Origin of the sequence: Exiguobacterium sp. TDN 0502, assembly GCF_050846835.1 — a bacterium.
Classification (GTDB): Bacteria; Bacillota; Bacilli; order Exiguobacteriales; family Exiguobacteriaceae; genus Exiguobacterium_A.
Genome location: NZ_JBOZGJ010000011.1, coordinates 32,507 through 49,426, shown reverse-complemented (window position 1 = coordinate 49,426; position 16,920 = coordinate 32,507). Strand labels below are relative to the sequence as shown.

Here is a 16,920-nt window from a genome sequence, read left to right as displayed (position 1 = left end):
CAAAAGCCGTGATGCTTCTAAGGAGCATCACGGCTTTTGTTCGTTCAGGCAACTCGTTTATGACCCGCCCGTTCGTAGTTTCTTGTTTGTTCAATGACTAAGTGCGACAAGAATAACATTCCGATTAAATTCGGAATCATCATTAACCCGTTCGCGATATCTGCGACGAGCCACAGTGGTTCCAGTTGAGCGACGGCACCATAACAAGCTGCAAGCGCAAAGAACACACGATAACCTTCATTGAAGCGTGTCGTACCGCTCAAGTACTCCAAACACTTTTCCCCGTAGACATACCAGCCGATGATTGTCGAATAACCAAAGAAAAAGACGGAGAAGGCAACGGTCCATTCTCCGAACGATCCAAGAACGCTTGCAAAGGCAGTGGCTGTAAGTGCCGCTCCGGAAAGACTCGCATCATGCGTGATACCTGAATGTAAACCGCCAGTCGGATCCCACAATCCGGTCGTCAGAAGGACAAGTGCCGTCATCGTACAGACGATCAAGGTGACGATGAAGGTACTCGTCATCGAAATCAATCCCTGTTCGACCGGACGTTCACTTTTCGCAGATCCGGCGATTAATGCTGCTGTCCCGAGTCCTGCCTCATTCGTAAAAATTCCTCTTGCCACACCGACCTGCATGGCTAACATGATCGATACACCGGTAAAGGCACCTGCTGGCGCTAGCGGCTGAAATGCATATTTAAAAATCAAGCCAAAAGCGGGCAGAATTTGATCCACTTTCAATAGCAATAAGACACAGGCCGCTCCGATGTAAAGCAGACTCATGATCGGAACGAAAATCGTCGAGATGGCACTGACTCGTTCTAAGCCCCCACGGATCGATAGATATACTGCAATCGCGAGCAACACACCGAACAGTAGTAAAGGCACATGAAACGACTGCTCAAGTACCGTTGCCATGGCGTTTGCTTGGACCGTATTCCCGACACCAAACGACGCAATCAAACCAAACACTGCGAATAGCACAGCAAGGAACTTGAATTGAGAGCCGAGTCCTTTCTCGATGTAATACATCGGTCCGCTGACAGCTTCCCCTCGTTCATTCCGACTTCGAAAAAGAATCGCAAGCAGACTCTCGGCATATTTCGTCGCCATCCCGATGAGTCCGATGATCCACATCCAAAAAACCGCACCCGGTCCACCCATCGTCAAGGCGACCGCAATACCAGCGATGTTTCCGTTCCCGATCGTTGCCGCAAGAGAGGTCATCAACATCTGAAAGCTGCTGATTTCTCCTTCACCTTGTCCCGATTTTTGAACCGATAATTGAAACGCTTGTTTTAGTCTCCGAAACTGAAGACCACGCAAGCGGATTGTAAAGTATACTCCGGTTCCAACGAGCAGTACCATGCTGGGAATTCCCCAAACCCAAGCTGATATCATTCGTAACACTTCCATACTGTTTCATCCTCTCTCTTTTCCGAGGCTTACCGTAGCATGGGGTTGTGTTTCCTTACAATACAAAAGAATGTTTTTTGTGATTTCACACAATAAGAGGTATACTAAATACATTGTCCGAGACAGAAAGAGAAAGAAGGAATAGTAATGTTAGAAGCTTCATATCATTCCCTGGATGATTTGGCGGAAGCCATCGGGATTGCGTTGAACGCCCCGATTACGATTGAAGACCGGAATCATCGCCTCCTTGCTTACAGTACCCATACAGCAGATACGGATCCTGCTCGTGTTGCGACGATCATCGGTCGTCGAGTACCGGAATCCGTCATCGATCAGCTTTGGAAGGATGAAGTCATCCAGAGTCTCGCTGTACAAGACGATCCGCTCATCATTTCCGCACGCACAGATGTTGGACTGAATGATCGCGTCGCCATTGCCATCAAACAGGATTCTGAAATTCTCGGCTACATTTGGTCGATTGCACGAAGTACCCCGTTCACCCAGGCAGAACTGGCGGATTTGAAAAAAGGAGCTCTGCTCGCTCAACGTCAGTTACTGGCGATCGATATGCAGAAAAAACGGAAGGAAGAGCAGACGGAACAATTCTTCTTCGAGTTATTGCATGAAGAATTACCCGAATCAGAAATCATGAAGATGTTCTCGAAACTACATGTCGCTCCTCCCGGGATCAGTCGTTTGACAGTCATCCGTTTTTCAGAAGCCATCACACCACGTCTGGCCGATCGCCTGCGCTATTTATTGACGATTCAACAGACCGTCCGTCCGTTACTTTACGCATATGATGAGACGGATTTCATCTTGTGGATCAGCACAAACGATCGCGATGCGGAACAAGAACGACTGCAGTTTGACGCCTTCATCCAGTCATTCCGGCAACTGCTCGCGGAGCGGTTCGATTATACGGACTTCGTCGCAGCAAGTAGCGAAGTCTTCACCGGTGTCCAGGCGATTCCGGAACGTTATGAAGAGGCTGGTATCGTCTTACGTTTGAAAGATGCTTACCCTTTTGAGCTTAAAAACGTGACGCGTTACGAACGTCTCGGTTTATTCCAGCTGTTACCGATTTTCTCGGAGCGGTTGCGACGCCGGACGGTTCGCCTCGAAGAAATTGAACGACTGCGTGCGTATGATATGAAACATGCATCCTCTTTATGTGAGACGCTCGAATGGTTCCTTCATTATGATGGGAACGTCAAACAGGTCGCCTCCCATCTCCACGTTCATCCGAATACGATTCTTTATCGGATGCGACGGATCGAGGAGGAAGCAGGTATTCGGATGGAGTCATTACCCGAACGTTCCTTACTTTATTTGTACCTAAAAGCAGACCGATATCCTTTGTGATTTTACACAAAGGATATCGGTTATTTTTGAAATCCCCGATAAAGTAGAACGCTTTCATTTCTCGTATACTGAAGAAGAAGAGAAATTGATTTGTTTATTTGCGAAAGGGGATCGCGTTCACATGATCATTGGCGTATTAAAGGAAATTAAAAACAACGAAAACCGTGTTGCATTAACACCTGCCGGGGTAGCAGCGTTACATGCACAGGGACATCGTGTCATCATCGAATCGATGGCAGGTATGGGGAGTGGCTTTACGAACGAAGAGTATGTCAAAGCAGGTGCTGAAATCATTGCGACTGCTGCTGAAGTCTGGGCAACAGCCGAACTTGCATTAAAAGTTAAAGAACCGATTGCTTCTGAGTACCAATACTTCCGTCCGGATCTGACATTGTTCACATATCTTCACTTAGCTGCCGAGCCAGAACTGACACGCGCACTTGTGGATTCGAACATCACAGCAATTGCTTATGAGACGGTTGAAAAGAACCGCACACTTCCATTGTTAACACCAATGAGTGAAGTCGCAGGACGTATGGCGTCACAAATCGGTGCACAGTTCTTGGAAAAACCACACGGTGGTATGGGCATCCTGCTTGCAGGTGTTCCTGGGGTTCGCCGTGGAAAAGTCACAGTCATCGGCGGCGGTGTCGTCGGAACGAATGCTGCGAAACTCGCAGTTGGTCTCGGTGCGGATGTCACGATCATCGATGTCAGTCCAGAACGTCTTCGCCAACTAGATGATATCTTTGGTAACTCGATCAACACATTGATCTCAAACCCGTACACGATTGCTGAAGCAGTCGCTGAAAGTGATCTCGTCATCGGTGCTGTCTTGATCCCAGGTGCAAAAGCACCGAAACTCGTTACTGCCGACATGGTCAAACGGATGAAACCGGGTGCTGTCATCGTTGATGTCGCCATCGACCAAGGCGGAATCTTCGAGACAGTCGATCGCATCTCGACGCATGACGACCCAACGTATGAAAAATTCGGCGTCGTTCATTATGCTGTCGCGAACATGCCCGGGGCTGTACCACGTACGTCTACGCTGGCATTGACGAACGCGACGCTTCCGTATGTCCTTGAGCTCGCAAACAAAGGCACACACCGTGCGCTTGCTGAAAACGATGCGCTCGAAAAAGGATTGAACGTCGCGCAAGGATTCGTCACGTACGAAGCAGTGGCGCGTGATCTTGGATACACGTACAAGTCAGTAGAAGACGTGCTTCACTTGCACGCGTAACATTCCATTCACGTCATATGAAGACCGCCGGTTCCACGTCAGGAACCGGCGGTCTTTTTCATGAGGGAGGCAACGGAAGAAATCGAGCTACTCCACGCTTATCGATTATCGCTTGAGTGGCTCTTCCGCTTGTCATATGATAAAAACAACACATGACTCCTACATATTAGAGGTGACTTTCCTTACATGACACAAACATTAACTGCGTACTCCCAAGAGCTCCACATCAAGGTCGCCGAAGTTGCCTTACTTGAAGCCTTATCACCAGACACGACCGAGTCGGAACGGACCGTTGCTGCGCAGCGGCTGCAACAACTTGTTCCATCCCATCCGTTACCAGGTATTGCAACAGCCTATTCTCTTTATTTCAACAATGAGTTCACTAAAGCACGGCAACGTATCGAAGCTACACATGAACAATTCAGCGAACATGTTCACGGTTATCTTTTGCTCGGTATCATCAGTGAAGAAGAAGGCTATATGCATGAAGCCGAACAATTCTTCCTCACCTCGACTACACGATTCAAAGAAGAACCGATGGGTCATCGTGCACTAGCCGTCCACTACAGTCATCGTCACTTTTATGGCGAATCCGCCTTTCATGCGTTTGAATACATCAAAAAAATCGGTGCTACAGGAATGGACACACTCATGGCAATCGACTCGATCCAACAGCTCGATGGTCATTCGATCGAAGTGCTAGAAACACTGTATGAACTGATCATCGGTGTATCCCATCTCGATAAGACGGCCATCTTTCATGCTACGGCCTCTGCCAATAAAGGCATGCAATATGAAGTATTACGCCCGACATTGACAGAAGACAGCGATCCGGCTCTTCATGAACGGTTGGACGAACTGATTTCAGGTATACTCGAACACGGGCTATATGCCGCTGTCTATGATGATTCCGAAGAAAAAGTATATCGACAGGTTTTTCAGGACATGTGCCGGGATATGACGATCCGTCATGCCGGATGGCGGGGGTATCCCGACTATATCCGACTCCGTTTCCTTTACTTCAAACGGTTGCTACTACGCGACTGACAATCAAAAAGCAAAGGCGACCAGTGCCGCAATCGTCAATGGCAAAATCAAGTTATCAAGATCACGGTATGAGATGGCTTCGATCAAGGCTGCGATGTTCGCAAGCAAGAAACCGTAACTGACAGCAAGCCAGACCGGCTGATCGTAATATAAAAACGTCACCGTCAGCACGAGAAACGATGCCAAGAAGAGCGCAATGCTTCCTTCAAAGGACCGTTTCGTCTCACCGCGGACGTAAAAGGTTCTTCCAAACCGTTTTCCGATGAGTGCAGCAAGTCCGTCGCCCCAAGCGAGTACCATACTGCCGGCAATGAGAGCCATCGGCTGTTCTTCAAAAAAGAAGATGACAAGTATCGCTAAGGCAAGCGGATAGTAGACCGTACCGTAAGAAAGACGATCGACATCATGCATACGTCCTACACCTTTACGTAATGTCAGTAGATTCACGATCGTAAAAAATAGTAATGGTACGATGGCAACATACCAGTGATCGAGCCATAGCAGCGCAAGAAAGACCCAGTGTCCGACAGCAATATGAATCCATTTCCGAACCGTCTCGGGAGAAAAACCGAAACGGTGTCCCATGCCTTCAAGAATGACGAGAACAAAGCCGACGATTCCAATCGTGCCAATGGCAGCAAACCATTCCATCGTGATTCCCCCTTTCCTATTATTGTACGTTGTTTCAGTTGCCATTTGCCCTATTGAACCTTCATTTGATAACATAAGGTCAAATGACGTCCTAGAGAGGAAGTTTTGGAAATGTATGATGCTCAAGCAGTCCAAACATTATCAAGTTGTCTGCAACGCCTGAACGAAGGGAAAGGAATCGAACCCCTCGTTGCGACAGAAGGAACGGAATTGCCAAAGGTCATCAATCGCCTGAAACAATTCGATCCATTGAAAAATGGTCTATCCATCAACGAAATCGTTCATTTGGCCAATGCCCTGATCGGGGAACACATGTCAGCGACGACGATCCAGAACTGGACGAAACGTGAAGTCCGGGACATCATCGGTGTACCGCATCGTGGAAAGAAATACTCGATCAATCAGGCCGCGATCATCTACCTGCTGGACGATTTAAAACACCTCTTCTCATTAGAAGAAACACGGGAACTGCTGACAATCGTCTTCCAGAACCCGAATATCGATGAGGATGATTTAATCAGCCCGCTTAATTTTTATCTCGTCTATACGCAGCATGCCGAGACAAGTGGACCGATCGAATTGACGGAGAAGCGTCTGAGACGCTCGCTCGAGCGGATTAACGCTTACCGCCCTGAAACCGTCCACGTCCTGCAACTCTGTCTCTACGCCCGTCGTGTGTCGCATTTGACACACGAAGCCAAACAACGCCTCCATCATGTCCTGCAAACGACATGATGAAAAAAAGATGCCATCCATGTCATGGAAGGCATCTTTTTTTAGTTAGACGGCTGTCAGTGATTTGTAGTGGACGTTGTTCGTCAGACTTTTCAAGACAGAGAGTAATTCGTACATCGAAAGTTTGTCCGCATCCTTGACGAGACGGTATTCATCACCATCTTGCAACAATTCAGCGACGACTTCTCCGGCTGCACTCCGTACGGAGAATTTCCCTTTCGTCAGGTCGAAGGAAATCGTGAATGTACCACGTTCATAGACGTTGTACTCACATTTCTTCGAGAAGAGCGAGAACTTCTCACGCATTTGACCTACCTCTTGTCCATCATGGTTCATCACGACCCATTTCTTACATGTCGGGATGAACTTTCCAAACGCTACCCCTCTACCTTCACCATTCATTACTTGAACACGACCATTCTCATCGTGTTGAACCGCACCGATCATTTGGTGCGCTTCATCATAAATCGCGGCATGACCTTGCGAAAAAACGCAACCCTGCACATAGACAACTTTGCGCAACAGAAATTCTCCTCTCACTGCTAAAACGTGCTGGTTTTTCGTCCCCAGTTTATTTAGACATCCTGTATAGTTTAACTTTCTTTATCTGTATGATATTTCGTTAACGAAAATGATTATTGCACCGTTTCTCCAAATTGACAACCCCCTTTTGTCGACAATCATTCGACATGTTCAATGCAGGTTCATCTCCTTTGCGAATGCGAGCAATTCTTCCCGATCAATGAGGCGAACCTGGTTTGGTTCTGCGAGTTGATATGCGGCTTCCGTAAAGGTCGAATTCGTAACGACCCATCCCTCGTCCATTCCATAGAACGGAACCGATGCAGCGACTTGCTGAACCGCTTCGAGCCCTACAGCCGCGCTATATCGCTTTGCCTGGATGGCAATCTTATACCCTCGTTCATCCTCTATCAATAAATCTGCTCCGAAGTCGCGTGAAGCAGGTGTCAACTCAACCCGATATCCTGCCGTTTCAAATAAATCGGCAAGCCATTCTTCAAATTCTCGTCCTTCCATTCGATCGAGTCGTTTTTCAAGCGACGGCGTCAAAAAGGATAAAAGAAGAAAAAGGATACACCCTATTATACTGATGAATAGTATTAAAGGTTCCCAAGAACTTGAAAAAAAATAAGTTCCGAAAATTCCTATCATTGCAAACAAAGTCGCTAGTACTAATCGCTTTCGTTTCAATCGTTTCATCGTCTGTTTCCCCTCTACTTTGTCATGACCTTTTTTTCACTATACTAAAATTCTTCGTTGGTTGCTTCGCTCGACAGGAAACACGACTCGTCTTGCAGAAGTAAGCTAACGAGGAAAGACTGCTTTTTAATCCATGGTCAAAGACCAGTCAGGAGGTAGCTCATGGCAGAACATTCATCCCCTTCATCGTTACGGATCATCCATTCGACGTTACGCGCTATGAAAGACCCCGCTCTTCTTGTCGATGCAAATGGGAAGATCCACATTCATAATGACGCCTTTCAACACCAGTTCATGACGTCTCCGGATCGAGAAACGATCCAAGAACTTTTTTCGATTGCGGCGAACTTTTTTCCGCTTCAGAAGGAAACCGTCATTTCCACGACTCATCAGTTAGCGATTACAGCGATTGAAGAGACGGACTATTTCCTTGTCCAGGTTGCCTCTCTGAAAATAGAAGCCTTATTCGATTCATCGCTTGATGCCGCCTTATTCATCACAGATGCAGCGTTTCGGATTCAAGCATGTAACGAAATCGCAAGCACCTTATTCCGATTTGATCATACCGAAGACATCATCGGTCTCCAGCCGACCATTCTACACGATGCAAAAGAAGTCGCTATCCGCCGTAAACATCTCGAACAACTAAACCTAAAAGACTTGTCGGATGCGCAACTCTTGTTGCTACATGGCCGGGAAGCGGAAAATGAATGGACCTACCACCGGCTGGATGGATCGACGTTCCATGGGCGGCTCTACATGACCCGGTTGCCGAATGACACTTATTTTTTACTCATTCAGGACATCACGACGCAAAAGCAAATCGAATGGCACCTGACAAAAAGCGAGCGCCGATTCCGGCTTTTCTCAGAATCCGTCGTCGAGGCTGTCATCTTCCATGATCATGGGATCATCATTGATGCCAACCGCGCAGCAGAAGTCATTTTTCGAACGAAACTCGAAAAGATGAAAGGACGGACGACGCTTGAACTGATTCATCCCGATCATCACGCGCGTGTACTCAAACGCATCGAGGAACATCGGGAAGAACCGTATGAAGTTCTTGGACGACGTGCTGACGGTACTTCAGTCGAGATCGAGGTGTTCCCGCGCGAAATTCTTTATAACGATGTCAAAATGCGTGTCGCTGTCGTCCGTGATATCACCGAACGTAAAAAAATTGAAAAAATGCTGGAACGCGAAAAATTCGCGATCATGCGGCAACGCGATATTACCCAATCAATTCTTCAAGCATCAAATGAAGGCTTTTTATTGACGGAAGAAGATGGAAGCTTCATTTTCATGAATGTCAAAGCCCGGAAGCTTCTCGATGTACCAGGCATTGCTCCGAGTAAGATCCAGGAACGGATTAGCTTGATTCCGAATCTCGATCTGAATACCCGATTCGATATGCTCCGGCAAGTCGAGGAACTGCTCGCCGGAAAGCATTCCGAACTATCCTTCCGGTTCACGTTGCAACGACCGAATGAATCCAGTCCGCTGTATTTTGAATTTTATGCCACGGCAATCAAAAAGGAAAAAAGCCGTATCTCGCGTCATGGTTTCCTGTTCGTCTTCCGGGACCGGACGGAAGAGGCGAAGATGGATCAAGTCAAGGATGAGTTGGTCAGTACGGTGTCGCACGAATTACGTACACCGCTCTCGTCGATTCTCGGGTACATGGAGCTGCTCCGGTACCGGAAGCAGCCCGCTGAAAAAATAGAACGCTACGTTACGATCGTCCACGAAGAGACGAAGCGTTTGACGACGCTTCTCAACGATTTCCTGGACATTCAGCGAATGGAAGGCGGGAAACAGGATTATGCCTTTGCATCATTTTCATTACGCGATCTCGTTACATCGACCGTCGATGCCTATGGTGAGACCGTCGAAACACATCGGATTGATCTCGACGTACCAGAAGATCCCGTCCTGATTTTTGCGGACGAACATAAAATCAAACAAGTCATCTTGAATTTACTTTCTAACGCCATCAAATATTCGCCTCATGCAGATCATATCCAAGTTCGCCTCTCGGTGAATCCGGAGCAGGCGACGTTCTCCGTGACGGATTACGGTCTAGGGATTCCACAGAATGCTTTCGAGAAACTCTTTACGAAGTTTTATCGCGTGGATAACTCAGATGTCCGTAAGATCGGTGGAACCGGACTTGGGCTTGCGATTTGTAAGGAAATCATCGAGTCACACGGCGGGGCGATTTCCGTCGAGTCGGAAATCAATCATGGCTCGACGTTTACCGTCGTCCTCGAACGTGACCCAAGAAAGGACTGGAACTGATGCGGACCTATTTCATGACCGGTTTTCCCGGTTTTCTAGCCACAAAGCTGATTGAACAACTGGCACGTATTCCAAATCAAATTGCCTGCTTTCATCTGCTGCATGTACCGTCCGAGCGGCATACGGCTACTAAGCGGCGCGATGATCTTCTCAAACGTACATCCTTACGACCGGATCAACTCCTTTTGCATGAAGGGGATATCACGATCGATCAACTCGCTCTTTCACTAGAAACACGCAGGATGTTGCATCAGGACGTCACGCATATCTTTCACCTTGCTGCACTCTATGACTTATCAACTGCGTATGATCCGGCATTTCGAATCAACGTGATCGGTACAGCGAACGTGACACGATTCGCCCACAGCTGCCGTGCCTTAGAACGTTACGTCTACTTCAGTACAGCGTATGTCTCCGGTCTCCGCTCAGGCACGGTTCTTGAGGATGAATTACAGGCTAACAGCTTTAAAAATGCTTACGAGGAAACCAAGTATTTAGCAGAAGTCCGCTTTCGAAACGAAATCGGTACACTCCCTTATACGATCATCCGTCCAGGCATCGTCGTCGGTCATTCGAAAACAGGGGAAACACCAAAATGGGATGGCGTCTATTTTGTGTTGAACGCAATGCGCTTGTTGCAATCCGTTGCTCCCCTTCCCTACCCTGGACGCGCCAACGCACTCGTCAACCTTGTGCCGTATGATTATGTCATCGAAGCGACTGCTTATCTCAGTCATGCACCTGTCGGGATAAATAAGACCTATCACCTGACGGACCCATTCCCGCACGGAGCACGTGCCATCTTTGAGATGTTGCACGTCGCCTACTATGGACGGTATCCACGTGGTATCCTTCCCTTTCGTCTTGTTAGTACAGCGTTGACACCAGTTGTCGCAAAGCGGCTTCAGATGCAGCGTCAGACGCTCGATTACTTCATCCATCCCGTCCAGTACGATACGACACATGCGATTCGCGATTTACGCGATACCGGTATCATCTGTCCGGATCTTTCGGAAACGATGCCACGGATCGTCGCCTATTATCAAACACATGCAGAATATTAAAAAAGTCGAACCGATTCTTTCCATGTGGAAAGCCCGGTTCGACTTTTTGATTCATTAACCAATCAGCATATTTTCTTTCGGGTAACGGATCGTCCGATCTCGTTGTACGGCAACGGTAAATAGAATCGTCAAGGAACCGACACGTCCAAGCAACATCATGAACATGATGAGAAACTTACCGAAACTGTTAAGCTCGGATGTGACGTTCAATGACAGACCAACCGTACCAAACGCTGAAACCGTCTCGAAAAACAGACCGATGAAGGAGACGTTCGGTTGACTCAAAGCAAGAAGCGTCGTAATCAGGGCAATGAACAACAGACTAAAGACAGCGATCGCATAAGCCTTTTGGATGGCTTGTGTCTGGATTGTCCGGCGCATCAGGACCGTTTCCCGTTGACCACGTAAATATGTCCAGACGTTCTTCAAGATGACGGCTGCTGTCGTCACCTTGATCCCAGAACCCGTCGACGCGGAACCGGCACCGATATACATCAAGACCATCATCAAGCCGATCGAAAGCGGTACCATCGTCGTCAAATCAATCGTCTGGAAACCAGCCGTCCGTGTCGTGACGACTTGGAAGAATACGATATGGAGTGCATGAAAGAATGACTCGTCTCGTAACGAACCGAGGTGTGACACCCATTCATAAAGCATCATGGCTAAGACACCCAGTCCGTTGATCACAATCAGTGAGAGTACCATCAATTTCGAGTGAAGCGAAATCTTTTTGAAGCTCCGTTTCCCCGCGATATCGGCGATGACCGTAAAACCAAGACCACCAATCATCAAGAGCACGGCAATCGTCAAGATGAACGTCGTATCCTGCTGGAAACCGATCAGACTATCTCCCCATAAGGCAAATCCTGCGTTATTAAAAGCAGAGACGGCGTGAAACAGCCCATAGTACAACGCTTTTCCGAGTGTGTATTTGTATTGGATGAACAAGTCTAACGCAATCAAGAACATACCGATCATCTCAACGACGACCGTCGTCAAGATGATGTTGCGGACGAGACGAATCGTACCGCCCGGACTATCGAGGTTGAACATTTCCTGAATGATGATACGTTGCCGAATTCCGATTTTCCGACCCGTGACGCTGAGCAGGACGAGCGCAATCGTCATGAATCCGAGACCCCCGATTTGGATGAGCAGCATGAGAATGGTCTGCCCGAGCAAATCATAGGATTCTGCGATGTTGATCGTCGATAACCCGGTCACAGTCGCTGCAGAGGTGGCAACGAATAGACTGTCGATGAAAGAGACCGCTTGCCCCTCGTTCTGCGAAATCGGTAACCATAATAAAAAACCACCGAGCAAAATCGTCAATGTAAAACCTGTCGCAATGAAGCGTGCCGGTTTATCAAACAGCTGATGGTACATTAATTCACCAAAACGCCCGAAACGCGCGAGTGGTGAACGTTTTTTGTGCGAGAACATCTTACTCCCCCTAGATTCTTTTCATACAGAATTGTCTTTATCATACTCCCTCGAATTAAGAACTTCTATCGAAATATGCAATCGACTAAACGTTTTCTTATTTTTTTGGTAAACTAGATAAAAGTGGACGTGTAATCATTAAAGGAGGTTGAGGGAAACAGTGGACCCTAAGACGGCGGATCATTCGATTGAGGACGTCTGGCGAAGGCTAGAACGACAATCACAATGGATGCCTGCACAGTTGTATTATCAATTCGAGGAACTATTGTCACTACATTTGGAGCAACCCATTTTAAATGAATTGTATCAAGTGTTAAAAAAATACGATGTATTGACCGATATAGAGCGTGACGAACGAAACGAAAGCATTCAGATGCTAATCGATGAAAACGGCGCTTGATTCTCGGTTTTACGATTTCCGAGCAGAAGAAGTGTCTTCTGCTCTTTTATTTTTCGTTTCTTACCCGCATTACATACAGAAAGGTGGCACACATCAATCATGGATATCGTGTCGATCATCGGGATCATCCTAGGTCTCATCACACTGATCGGAGGAATGATCTTAAAAGGTGCACCTCCGGTCGCCCTACTCAACCCAGCAGCTCTTGTCATCATTTTTCTCGGAACGGCTGCCGCCATCATGATTTCCTTCCCGAAGGAACGACTGAAAGTACTACCTGCCTTGTTTAAAGTCATCTTATTCGAGCAAAAGCTGATGACGAAACAAGTACTGCTCGGGCAATTTCTAACGCTTTCGACGCAAGCCCGTAAAGAAGGTCTGTTATCGCTTGAATCCGCACTCGAGGAAGTCGATAATACCTTCATGAAACGCGGAGTCATGATGGTCATTGACGGTCAACCGTCGGAATACGTCGAGGACGTCATGACACGTGACCTCGAAAACATGACTGAGCGCCATCATGCCAATGCCAACATCTTCACGCAAGCCGGAACCTACGCTCCGACGCTCGGAGTTCTCGGAGCCGTCGTCGGTCTCGTTGCGGCTTTATCCGATTTATCGGACATCGAAAAGCTCGGTCATGCGATTTCGGGCGCTTTCATCGCGACACTGTTCGGGATTTTTACCGGCTACGTCCTCTGGTTCCCGTTCGCAACAAAACTGAAGCAAAAATCAGCAAGTGAAATTCAGTTGTATGAAATGATGATTGAAGGCATTCTGTCGATTCAAAACGGTGAATCACCGAAAAACTTAGAAGATAAGCTACTCGTGTACCTGACACCGAAGGAGCGTGCGAACTATGAAGCGGAAAAAGAAGCCGCATGACGAACATATCTCCGAAGGCTGGTTGATTCCGTATGCCGACTTATTGACCTTGCTTCTGGCATTGTTCATCGTTCTCTTCGCCTCGAGTAATGTCGATGCAGTTAAACTAAAAGCCATGTCACAGTCATTCAGTTCCGTCTTCAATGGTGGTTCCGGAATGATCACGAATAGTTCCCTTTCCACCCAGGAAGAGGAAGATTCCAAAAAACTCGATGCCCGGACGAAAGCACAAAGCTATGAAATCGCGGAGCTCGAAAAAATTAAGAATGAAGCAAACCAATACATCAAAAATGAGAAACTCGAGAAAGACATCAAGGTCGAAATTACGAACGAAGGACTCGTCTTTACGATCCGAGACCGGGCGCTCTTCTCACCTGCACAAGCTGAAGTCAAAGGGCGTTCCTTACAGATCGCCGAAGGCATGAGTGCACTTCTCGCTAAAGCCGGGCAACGGCAAATCCAAGTTTCCGGTCATACGGATGACATTCCGATCAATACGGCCAAGTACCCATCGAACTGGGAGCTCAGCGCGGACCGGGCAATCAGCTTCATGCGTGCGCTGCAGCGTAATCCGAAGCTGGAACCAAAACGGTTTACCGTCAGCGGATATGGAGAATTCCGACCGATCGCTTCGAACCAAACAGAAGTCGGTCGTAGTCAAAACCGCCGCGTTGAAGTGTTGATCCGGCCACTGATTGATTTGAAAGCAAATGTTCTCGACGAAACGAAAATCAAATCCTGATCCCAAAAAAGATCCTTCGTGTTTTTTACCACGAAGGATCTTTTTTAATAATACGGACGTATCATGATATAAACGATGACACCCGTCAAACTGACGTATAACCAAAGTGGCATCGTAAAACGTGTCCATTTCTTATGTTTTTCGAAGTTCTGGTTTAAGGCATGCGCAAGTGACATCAGAACGAGCGGGACGATGACTGCCGCCAAAATGATATGCGTGATCAAAATGAAGAAATAGATTGGACGAACGAATCCTTCGCCTCCGAATTTCGTTGATTCACTGACCGCATGATACGTGACATATGAAATCAAGAATAACGTCGTCGTCGTCATCGCACCACCAATGAAGCGACGATGGTTCACCCGGTTACCGCGACGAATGGAAATCCAAGCGCCGAGCAACAGCATGAAGGTAAAGCTGTTGAAGATGGCATTCAAAAAGGGAAGTAACGTCCAATCGAATCCTGAATCGACTTGTACCGGTGGCGCAAAGAACAACAGCGCCACGAGTAAGTTGATGACGAGTGTCAACAGGATGACGAGTGGGACGAAGTTCCGTTTAGTTGCAGGTTGTTGCATGAATCATTCTCCTTGTTTCCAGTCGAAATAACGTTTCAACCATTTTGGGATCGGACCAGCGAATAAACGTTCACGCCAGTAGACATCAGCAGCGCGTTGCACGGCAGCTCCGCGAATTGGATATGGATGGACGACACGTGACAATTGACCGACCTTATCCTTGCGTGCCATCGCATAGACGACTTCTTGCATCCACTCACCGGCTTGTTCTCCGATCGCATGGGCCCCAATCAGTTTACCACGTTTATTCGCGATCAACTTGACACGCCCCTCTGTTTGTCCGTTGATGACGAAACGGTCGACTTCATCAAGACCTGTCTGATAGACCTTGATGTCTCCATGCTTCTGACGTGCTTCTTCTTCCGTTAAGCCCAGATGGAATAATTCAGGAGTCGTAAATGTCACCCACGGAACCGCTCGGTAATCCGGCTTTGTCCGCAGACCAAATAAAGCATTTGTGACGACCGTCTTCCCTTCAAGCCCTGCGACGTGCGTAAACGGTAAGGAATTAATCGTATCTCCGACAGCAAAGATATGCCGTTGATTCGTCCGCAGGGATCCATCGACCTGGACGAATCCTTTCTCAACGTGGACACCAGCTCGGTCGAGACGTAGTGCTTCGATACGTGGTTTGCGACCGACGGCGACGAGAACGGCGTCCGTTTCGATGACACGTGATTCACCATTCGTCTCGACAGTGACTTCAATCCCTCCTGCCGATTTACGAACGTGTGTGACTTTCGTATCGAGATGGAGGGTCAACTCCTGTTCCAGTTGACGTTGAATGACTTCGACCATGTCACGATCCTCTTTTCCGAGCAACGTCTTCATCCCTTCGATGATCGTCACTTCCGTTCCGAGGTGCGCGTAAGCTTGTGATAACTCAAGACCGATCGCTCCGCCACCAATGACGAGAAGACGCTCCGGGCGCTCGGTTAATTCAAAGATTGTTTCGTTCGTTAAGTAGTCAATCGTATCGAGTCCATCGATTGGTGGAATGATCGGCTGAGAACCTGTTGAAATCGCAAATTTCTCGCCGACGACGAGCTGCCCGGCGACTTCGACTTCATGGGCACTGAGGAATGTCGCTTCCCCAATGTAGACATCAACGCCAAGATCCTCAAAACGCTTCGTTCCATCGTGCGATTGGATGATGTTGCGCGCACGATCGACGCTTGCTTTGGTTTTCGTGTAGACCGCATCCCCATTTAAGGTCACGTTATACTTCTCTGCCGTCCGTTTCATGACATGAACATCATGAGCAGCTTCGATTAAGGCTTTCGAAGGAACACAACCGTAATGCAGGCAGTCTCCACCGAGATGGGCATGGCGTTCGATCAGGGCAACATGGGCACCGAGACTTGCTGCACCGGCAGCAATCGTCATTCCTGCCGCGCCGCCACCGATGACGACTAATTGATAGTTCTTCATCGTGAACCCTCCTCGTAACGACGTGTGATGTCTTCCATCCGTTTACGGTTGACGCCCCAGTCAGAGTATCCGACACGTGATGCCGAACGGAAATGAATCACCTGTGCGGCTTCATCAAAGTAAAATTCGACGTCATCCTTGAAGCGAAAAACTTTGCTCGTGAAGATGGCATGGATGTATGTCCCTTCCTCCTTGACGACTTTGACGCGATCGAGGCTTTGCAGGATACGTAAGAGTTGAAATTTCGAATCCGCAAGCGTTCCTTTGAACGGGAGCGGTCGCATTTTCATATCCTGTAAATCGGTTTGAGTAGATACCGCGTTCGGTTTTCCGGAGAGCGGTTGAAGCGTACCATTTGAAACACCAAGTGCCATGACTGATTCCTCCGTT

17 protein-coding genes are annotated in these 16,920 nt (G+C 47.9%); 9 read left to right on the top strand and 8 right to left on the bottom strand.

The genetic code is table 11. The features are described 5' to 3' along the window. Nucleotides 1-44: 44 nt before the first annotated feature. A complete protein-coding gene (locus ACRPK8_RS11970; protein WP_432238409.1) occupies nucleotides 45-1,421 on the bottom strand; it encodes an alanine/glycine:cation symporter family protein in 1,377 nt (458 codons plus the stop codon). A gap of 147 nt (nucleotides 1,422-1,568) precedes the next feature. On the opposite strand from ACRPK8_RS11970, the gene ACRPK8_RS11965 reads away from it, so the two are divergent. The 3 genes from ACRPK8_RS11965 (at nucleotide 1,569) to ACRPK8_RS11955 (ending at nucleotide 5,079) form a co-directional block, all read left to right on the top strand. Beyond that, nucleotides 1,569-2,786: a PucR family transcriptional regulator gene (locus ACRPK8_RS11965; protein WP_432238408.1), complete on the top strand. Its 1,218-nt coding sequence runs from the start codon at nucleotides 1,569-1,571 to the stop codon at nucleotides 2,784-2,786. A gap of 121 nt (nucleotides 2,787-2,907) precedes the next feature. Next, the gene (gene ald, locus ACRPK8_RS11960; protein ID WP_029342897.1) at nucleotides 2,908-4,032 is read left to right on the top strand and encodes an alanine dehydrogenase; all 1,125 of its coding nucleotides are present in this window, start codon (nucleotides 2,908-2,910) and stop codon (nucleotides 4,030-4,032) included. 186 nt (nucleotides 4,033-4,218) lie between these two features. Next, on the top strand, nucleotides 4,219-5,079 hold the full coding sequence (locus ACRPK8_RS11955) for a tetratricopeptide repeat protein (RefSeq protein WP_432238407.1): 861 nt from the start codon (nucleotides 4,219-4,221) through the stop codon (nucleotides 5,077-5,079). Between the two features lie 3 nt (nucleotides 5,080-5,082). Here the strand turns inward: ACRPK8_RS11955 and ACRPK8_RS11950 are convergent, their stop codons facing one another. After that, nucleotides 5,083-5,730 carry a diacylglycerol/polyprenol kinase family protein gene (locus ACRPK8_RS11950; RefSeq protein ID WP_432238406.1) on the bottom strand — a complete coding sequence of 216 codons (648 nt, stop codon included), beginning with the start codon at nucleotides 5,728-5,730 and terminating at the stop codon, nucleotides 5,083-5,085. Between the two features lie 111 nt (nucleotides 5,731-5,841). Between ACRPK8_RS11950 and ACRPK8_RS11945 the strand changes: the two genes are divergently transcribed. After that, complete coding sequence (locus ACRPK8_RS11945) at nucleotides 5,842-6,465, top strand: DUF1836 domain-containing protein (protein ID WP_294739999.1); 624 nt, start codon at nucleotides 5,842-5,844, stop codon at nucleotides 6,463-6,465. 45 nt (nucleotides 6,466-6,510) lie between these two features. Here ACRPK8_RS11945 and ACRPK8_RS11940 read toward each other — a convergent pair whose 3' ends face one another. Together ACRPK8_RS11940 and ACRPK8_RS11935 are read right to left on the bottom strand one after the other, a co-directional pair. After that, nucleotides 6,511-6,987, bottom strand: a complete 477-nt coding sequence (locus ACRPK8_RS11940) for a hypothetical protein (RefSeq protein WP_023469691.1) — start codon at nucleotides 6,985-6,987, stop codon at nucleotides 6,511-6,513. 171 nt (nucleotides 6,988-7,158) lie between these two features. Further along, nucleotides 7,159-7,503 carry a restriction endonuclease gene (locus tag ACRPK8_RS11935; protein WP_235147606.1) on the bottom strand — a complete coding sequence of 115 codons (345 nt, stop codon included), beginning with the start codon at nucleotides 7,501-7,503 and terminating at the stop codon, nucleotides 7,159-7,161. A gap of 345 nt (nucleotides 7,504-7,848) precedes the next feature. Between ACRPK8_RS11935 and ACRPK8_RS11930 the strand changes: the two genes are divergently transcribed. Both ACRPK8_RS11930 and ACRPK8_RS11925 read left to right on the top strand, forming a co-directional pair. Then, nucleotides 7,849-9,984 (top strand): PAS domain-containing sensor histidine kinase, encoded by a 2,136-nt coding sequence (locus ACRPK8_RS11930; RefSeq protein WP_432238405.1) that lies wholly within the window; start codon nucleotides 7,849-7,851, stop codon nucleotides 9,982-9,984. After that, complete coding sequence (locus ACRPK8_RS11925) at nucleotides 9,984-11,048, top strand: SDR family oxidoreductase (RefSeq protein ID WP_432238404.1); 1,065 nt, start codon at nucleotides 9,984-9,986, stop codon at nucleotides 11,046-11,048. The genes ACRPK8_RS11930 and ACRPK8_RS11925 overlap by 1 nt, the downstream gene beginning before the upstream one ends. Nucleotides 11,049-11,102: 54 nt before the next feature. Here the strand turns inward: ACRPK8_RS11925 and ACRPK8_RS11920 are convergent, their stop codons facing one another. Beyond that, nucleotides 11,103-12,494, bottom strand: coding sequence for a TrkH family potassium uptake protein (locus tag ACRPK8_RS11920; protein WP_432238403.1), 1,392 nt, complete (start codon nucleotides 12,492-12,494; stop codon nucleotides 11,103-11,105). 160 nt (nucleotides 12,495-12,654) lie between these two features. On the opposite strand from ACRPK8_RS11920, the gene ACRPK8_RS11915 reads away from it, so the two are divergent. From ACRPK8_RS11915 to ACRPK8_RS11905, 3 genes are all read left to right on the top strand, one after another. Then, entirely contained in the window at nucleotides 12,655-12,894 is a 240-nt protein-coding gene (locus ACRPK8_RS11915; protein ID WP_023469697.1) for a hypothetical protein, read from the top strand. Nucleotides 12,895-12,993: 99 nt separating this feature from the next. Further along, nucleotides 12,994-13,779, top strand: a complete 786-nt coding sequence (gene motA / locus ACRPK8_RS11910; RefSeq protein WP_432238402.1) for a flagellar motor stator protein MotA — start codon at nucleotides 12,994-12,996, stop codon at nucleotides 13,777-13,779. Then, nucleotides 13,754-14,521: a flagellar motor protein MotB gene (locus ACRPK8_RS11905; RefSeq protein WP_432238401.1), complete on the top strand. Its 768-nt coding sequence runs from the start codon at nucleotides 13,754-13,756 to the stop codon at nucleotides 14,519-14,521. The genes motA and ACRPK8_RS11905 overlap by 26 nt, the downstream gene beginning before the upstream one ends. Nucleotides 14,522-14,565: 44 nt before the next feature. Here the strand turns inward: ACRPK8_RS11905 and ACRPK8_RS11900 are convergent, their stop codons facing one another. From ACRPK8_RS11900 to ACRPK8_RS11890, 3 genes are read right to left on the bottom strand one after another with little or no spacing between them, the layout of a single operon-like run. Next, complete coding sequence (locus tag ACRPK8_RS11900) at nucleotides 14,566-15,099, bottom strand: DUF420 domain-containing protein (protein ID WP_432238400.1); 534 nt, start codon at nucleotides 15,097-15,099, stop codon at nucleotides 14,566-14,568. A gap of 3 nt (nucleotides 15,100-15,102) precedes the next feature. After that, nucleotides 15,103-16,530, bottom strand: coding sequence for a dihydrolipoyl dehydrogenase family protein (locus ACRPK8_RS11895; RefSeq protein ID WP_432238399.1), 1,428 nt, complete (start codon nucleotides 16,528-16,530; stop codon nucleotides 15,103-15,105). Then, complete coding sequence (locus ACRPK8_RS11890) at nucleotides 16,527-16,904, bottom strand: DUF1499 domain-containing protein (protein WP_050678428.1); 378 nt, start codon at nucleotides 16,902-16,904, stop codon at nucleotides 16,527-16,529. Before ACRPK8_RS11890 ends, ACRPK8_RS11895 begins: the two co-directional genes overlap by 4 nt. Between the last annotated feature and the right edge of the window lie 16 nt (nucleotides 16,905-16,920).

Excerpts from the sequence above, each read along its gene's own strand:
- motA (WP_432238402.1), top strand. The coding sequence starts at position 12,994 with ATGGATATCGTGTCGATCATCGGGATCATCCTAGGTCTCATCACACTG.
- ald (WP_029342897.1), top strand. The coding sequence starts at position 2,908 with ATGATCATTGGCGTATTAAAGGAAATTAAAAACAACGAAAACCGTGTT.
- ACRPK8_RS11965 (WP_432238408.1), top strand. The coding sequence starts at position 1,569 with ATGTTAGAAGCTTCATATCATTCCCTGGATGATTTGGCGGAAGCCATC.
- ACRPK8_RS11970 (WP_432238409.1), bottom strand. The coding sequence starts at position 1,421 with ATGGAAGTGTTACGAATGATATCAGCTTGGGTTTGGGGAATTCCCAGC.
- ACRPK8_RS11925 (WP_432238404.1), top strand. The coding sequence starts at position 9,984 with ATGCGGACCTATTTCATGACCGGTTTTCCCGGTTTTCTAGCCACAAAG.
- ACRPK8_RS11905 (WP_432238401.1), top strand. The coding sequence starts at position 13,754 with ATGAAGCGGAAAAAGAAGCCGCATGACGAACATATCTCCGAAGGCTGG.
- ACRPK8_RS11955 (WP_432238407.1), top strand. The coding sequence starts at position 4,219 with ATGACACAAACATTAACTGCGTACTCCCAAGAGCTCCACATCAAGGTC.
- ACRPK8_RS11945 (WP_294739999.1), top strand. The coding sequence starts at position 5,842 with ATGTATGATGCTCAAGCAGTCCAAACATTATCAAGTTGTCTGCAACGC.
- ACRPK8_RS11890 (WP_050678428.1), bottom strand. The coding sequence starts at position 16,904 with ATGGCACTTGGTGTTTCAAATGGTACGCTTCAACCGCTCTCCGGAAAA.
- ACRPK8_RS11935 (WP_235147606.1), bottom strand. The coding sequence starts at position 7,503 with ATGGAAGGACGAGAATTTGAAGAATGGCTTGCCGATTTATTTGAAACG.
- ACRPK8_RS11895 (WP_432238399.1), bottom strand. The coding sequence starts at position 16,530 with ATGAAGAACTATCAATTAGTCGTCATCGGTGGCGGCGCGGCAGGAATG.
- ACRPK8_RS11900 (WP_432238400.1), bottom strand. The coding sequence starts at position 15,099 with ATGCAACAACCTGCAACTAAACGGAACTTCGTCCCACTCGTCATCCTG.
- ACRPK8_RS11950 (WP_432238406.1), bottom strand. The coding sequence starts at position 5,730 with ATGGAATGGTTTGCTGCCATTGGCACGATTGGAATCGTCGGCTTTGTT.
- ACRPK8_RS11920 (WP_432238403.1), bottom strand. The coding sequence starts at position 12,494 with ATGTTCTCGCACAAAAAACGTTCACCACTCGCGCGTTTCGGGCGTTTT.
- ACRPK8_RS11930 (WP_432238405.1), top strand. The coding sequence starts at position 7,849 with ATGGCAGAACATTCATCCCCTTCATCGTTACGGATCATCCATTCGACG.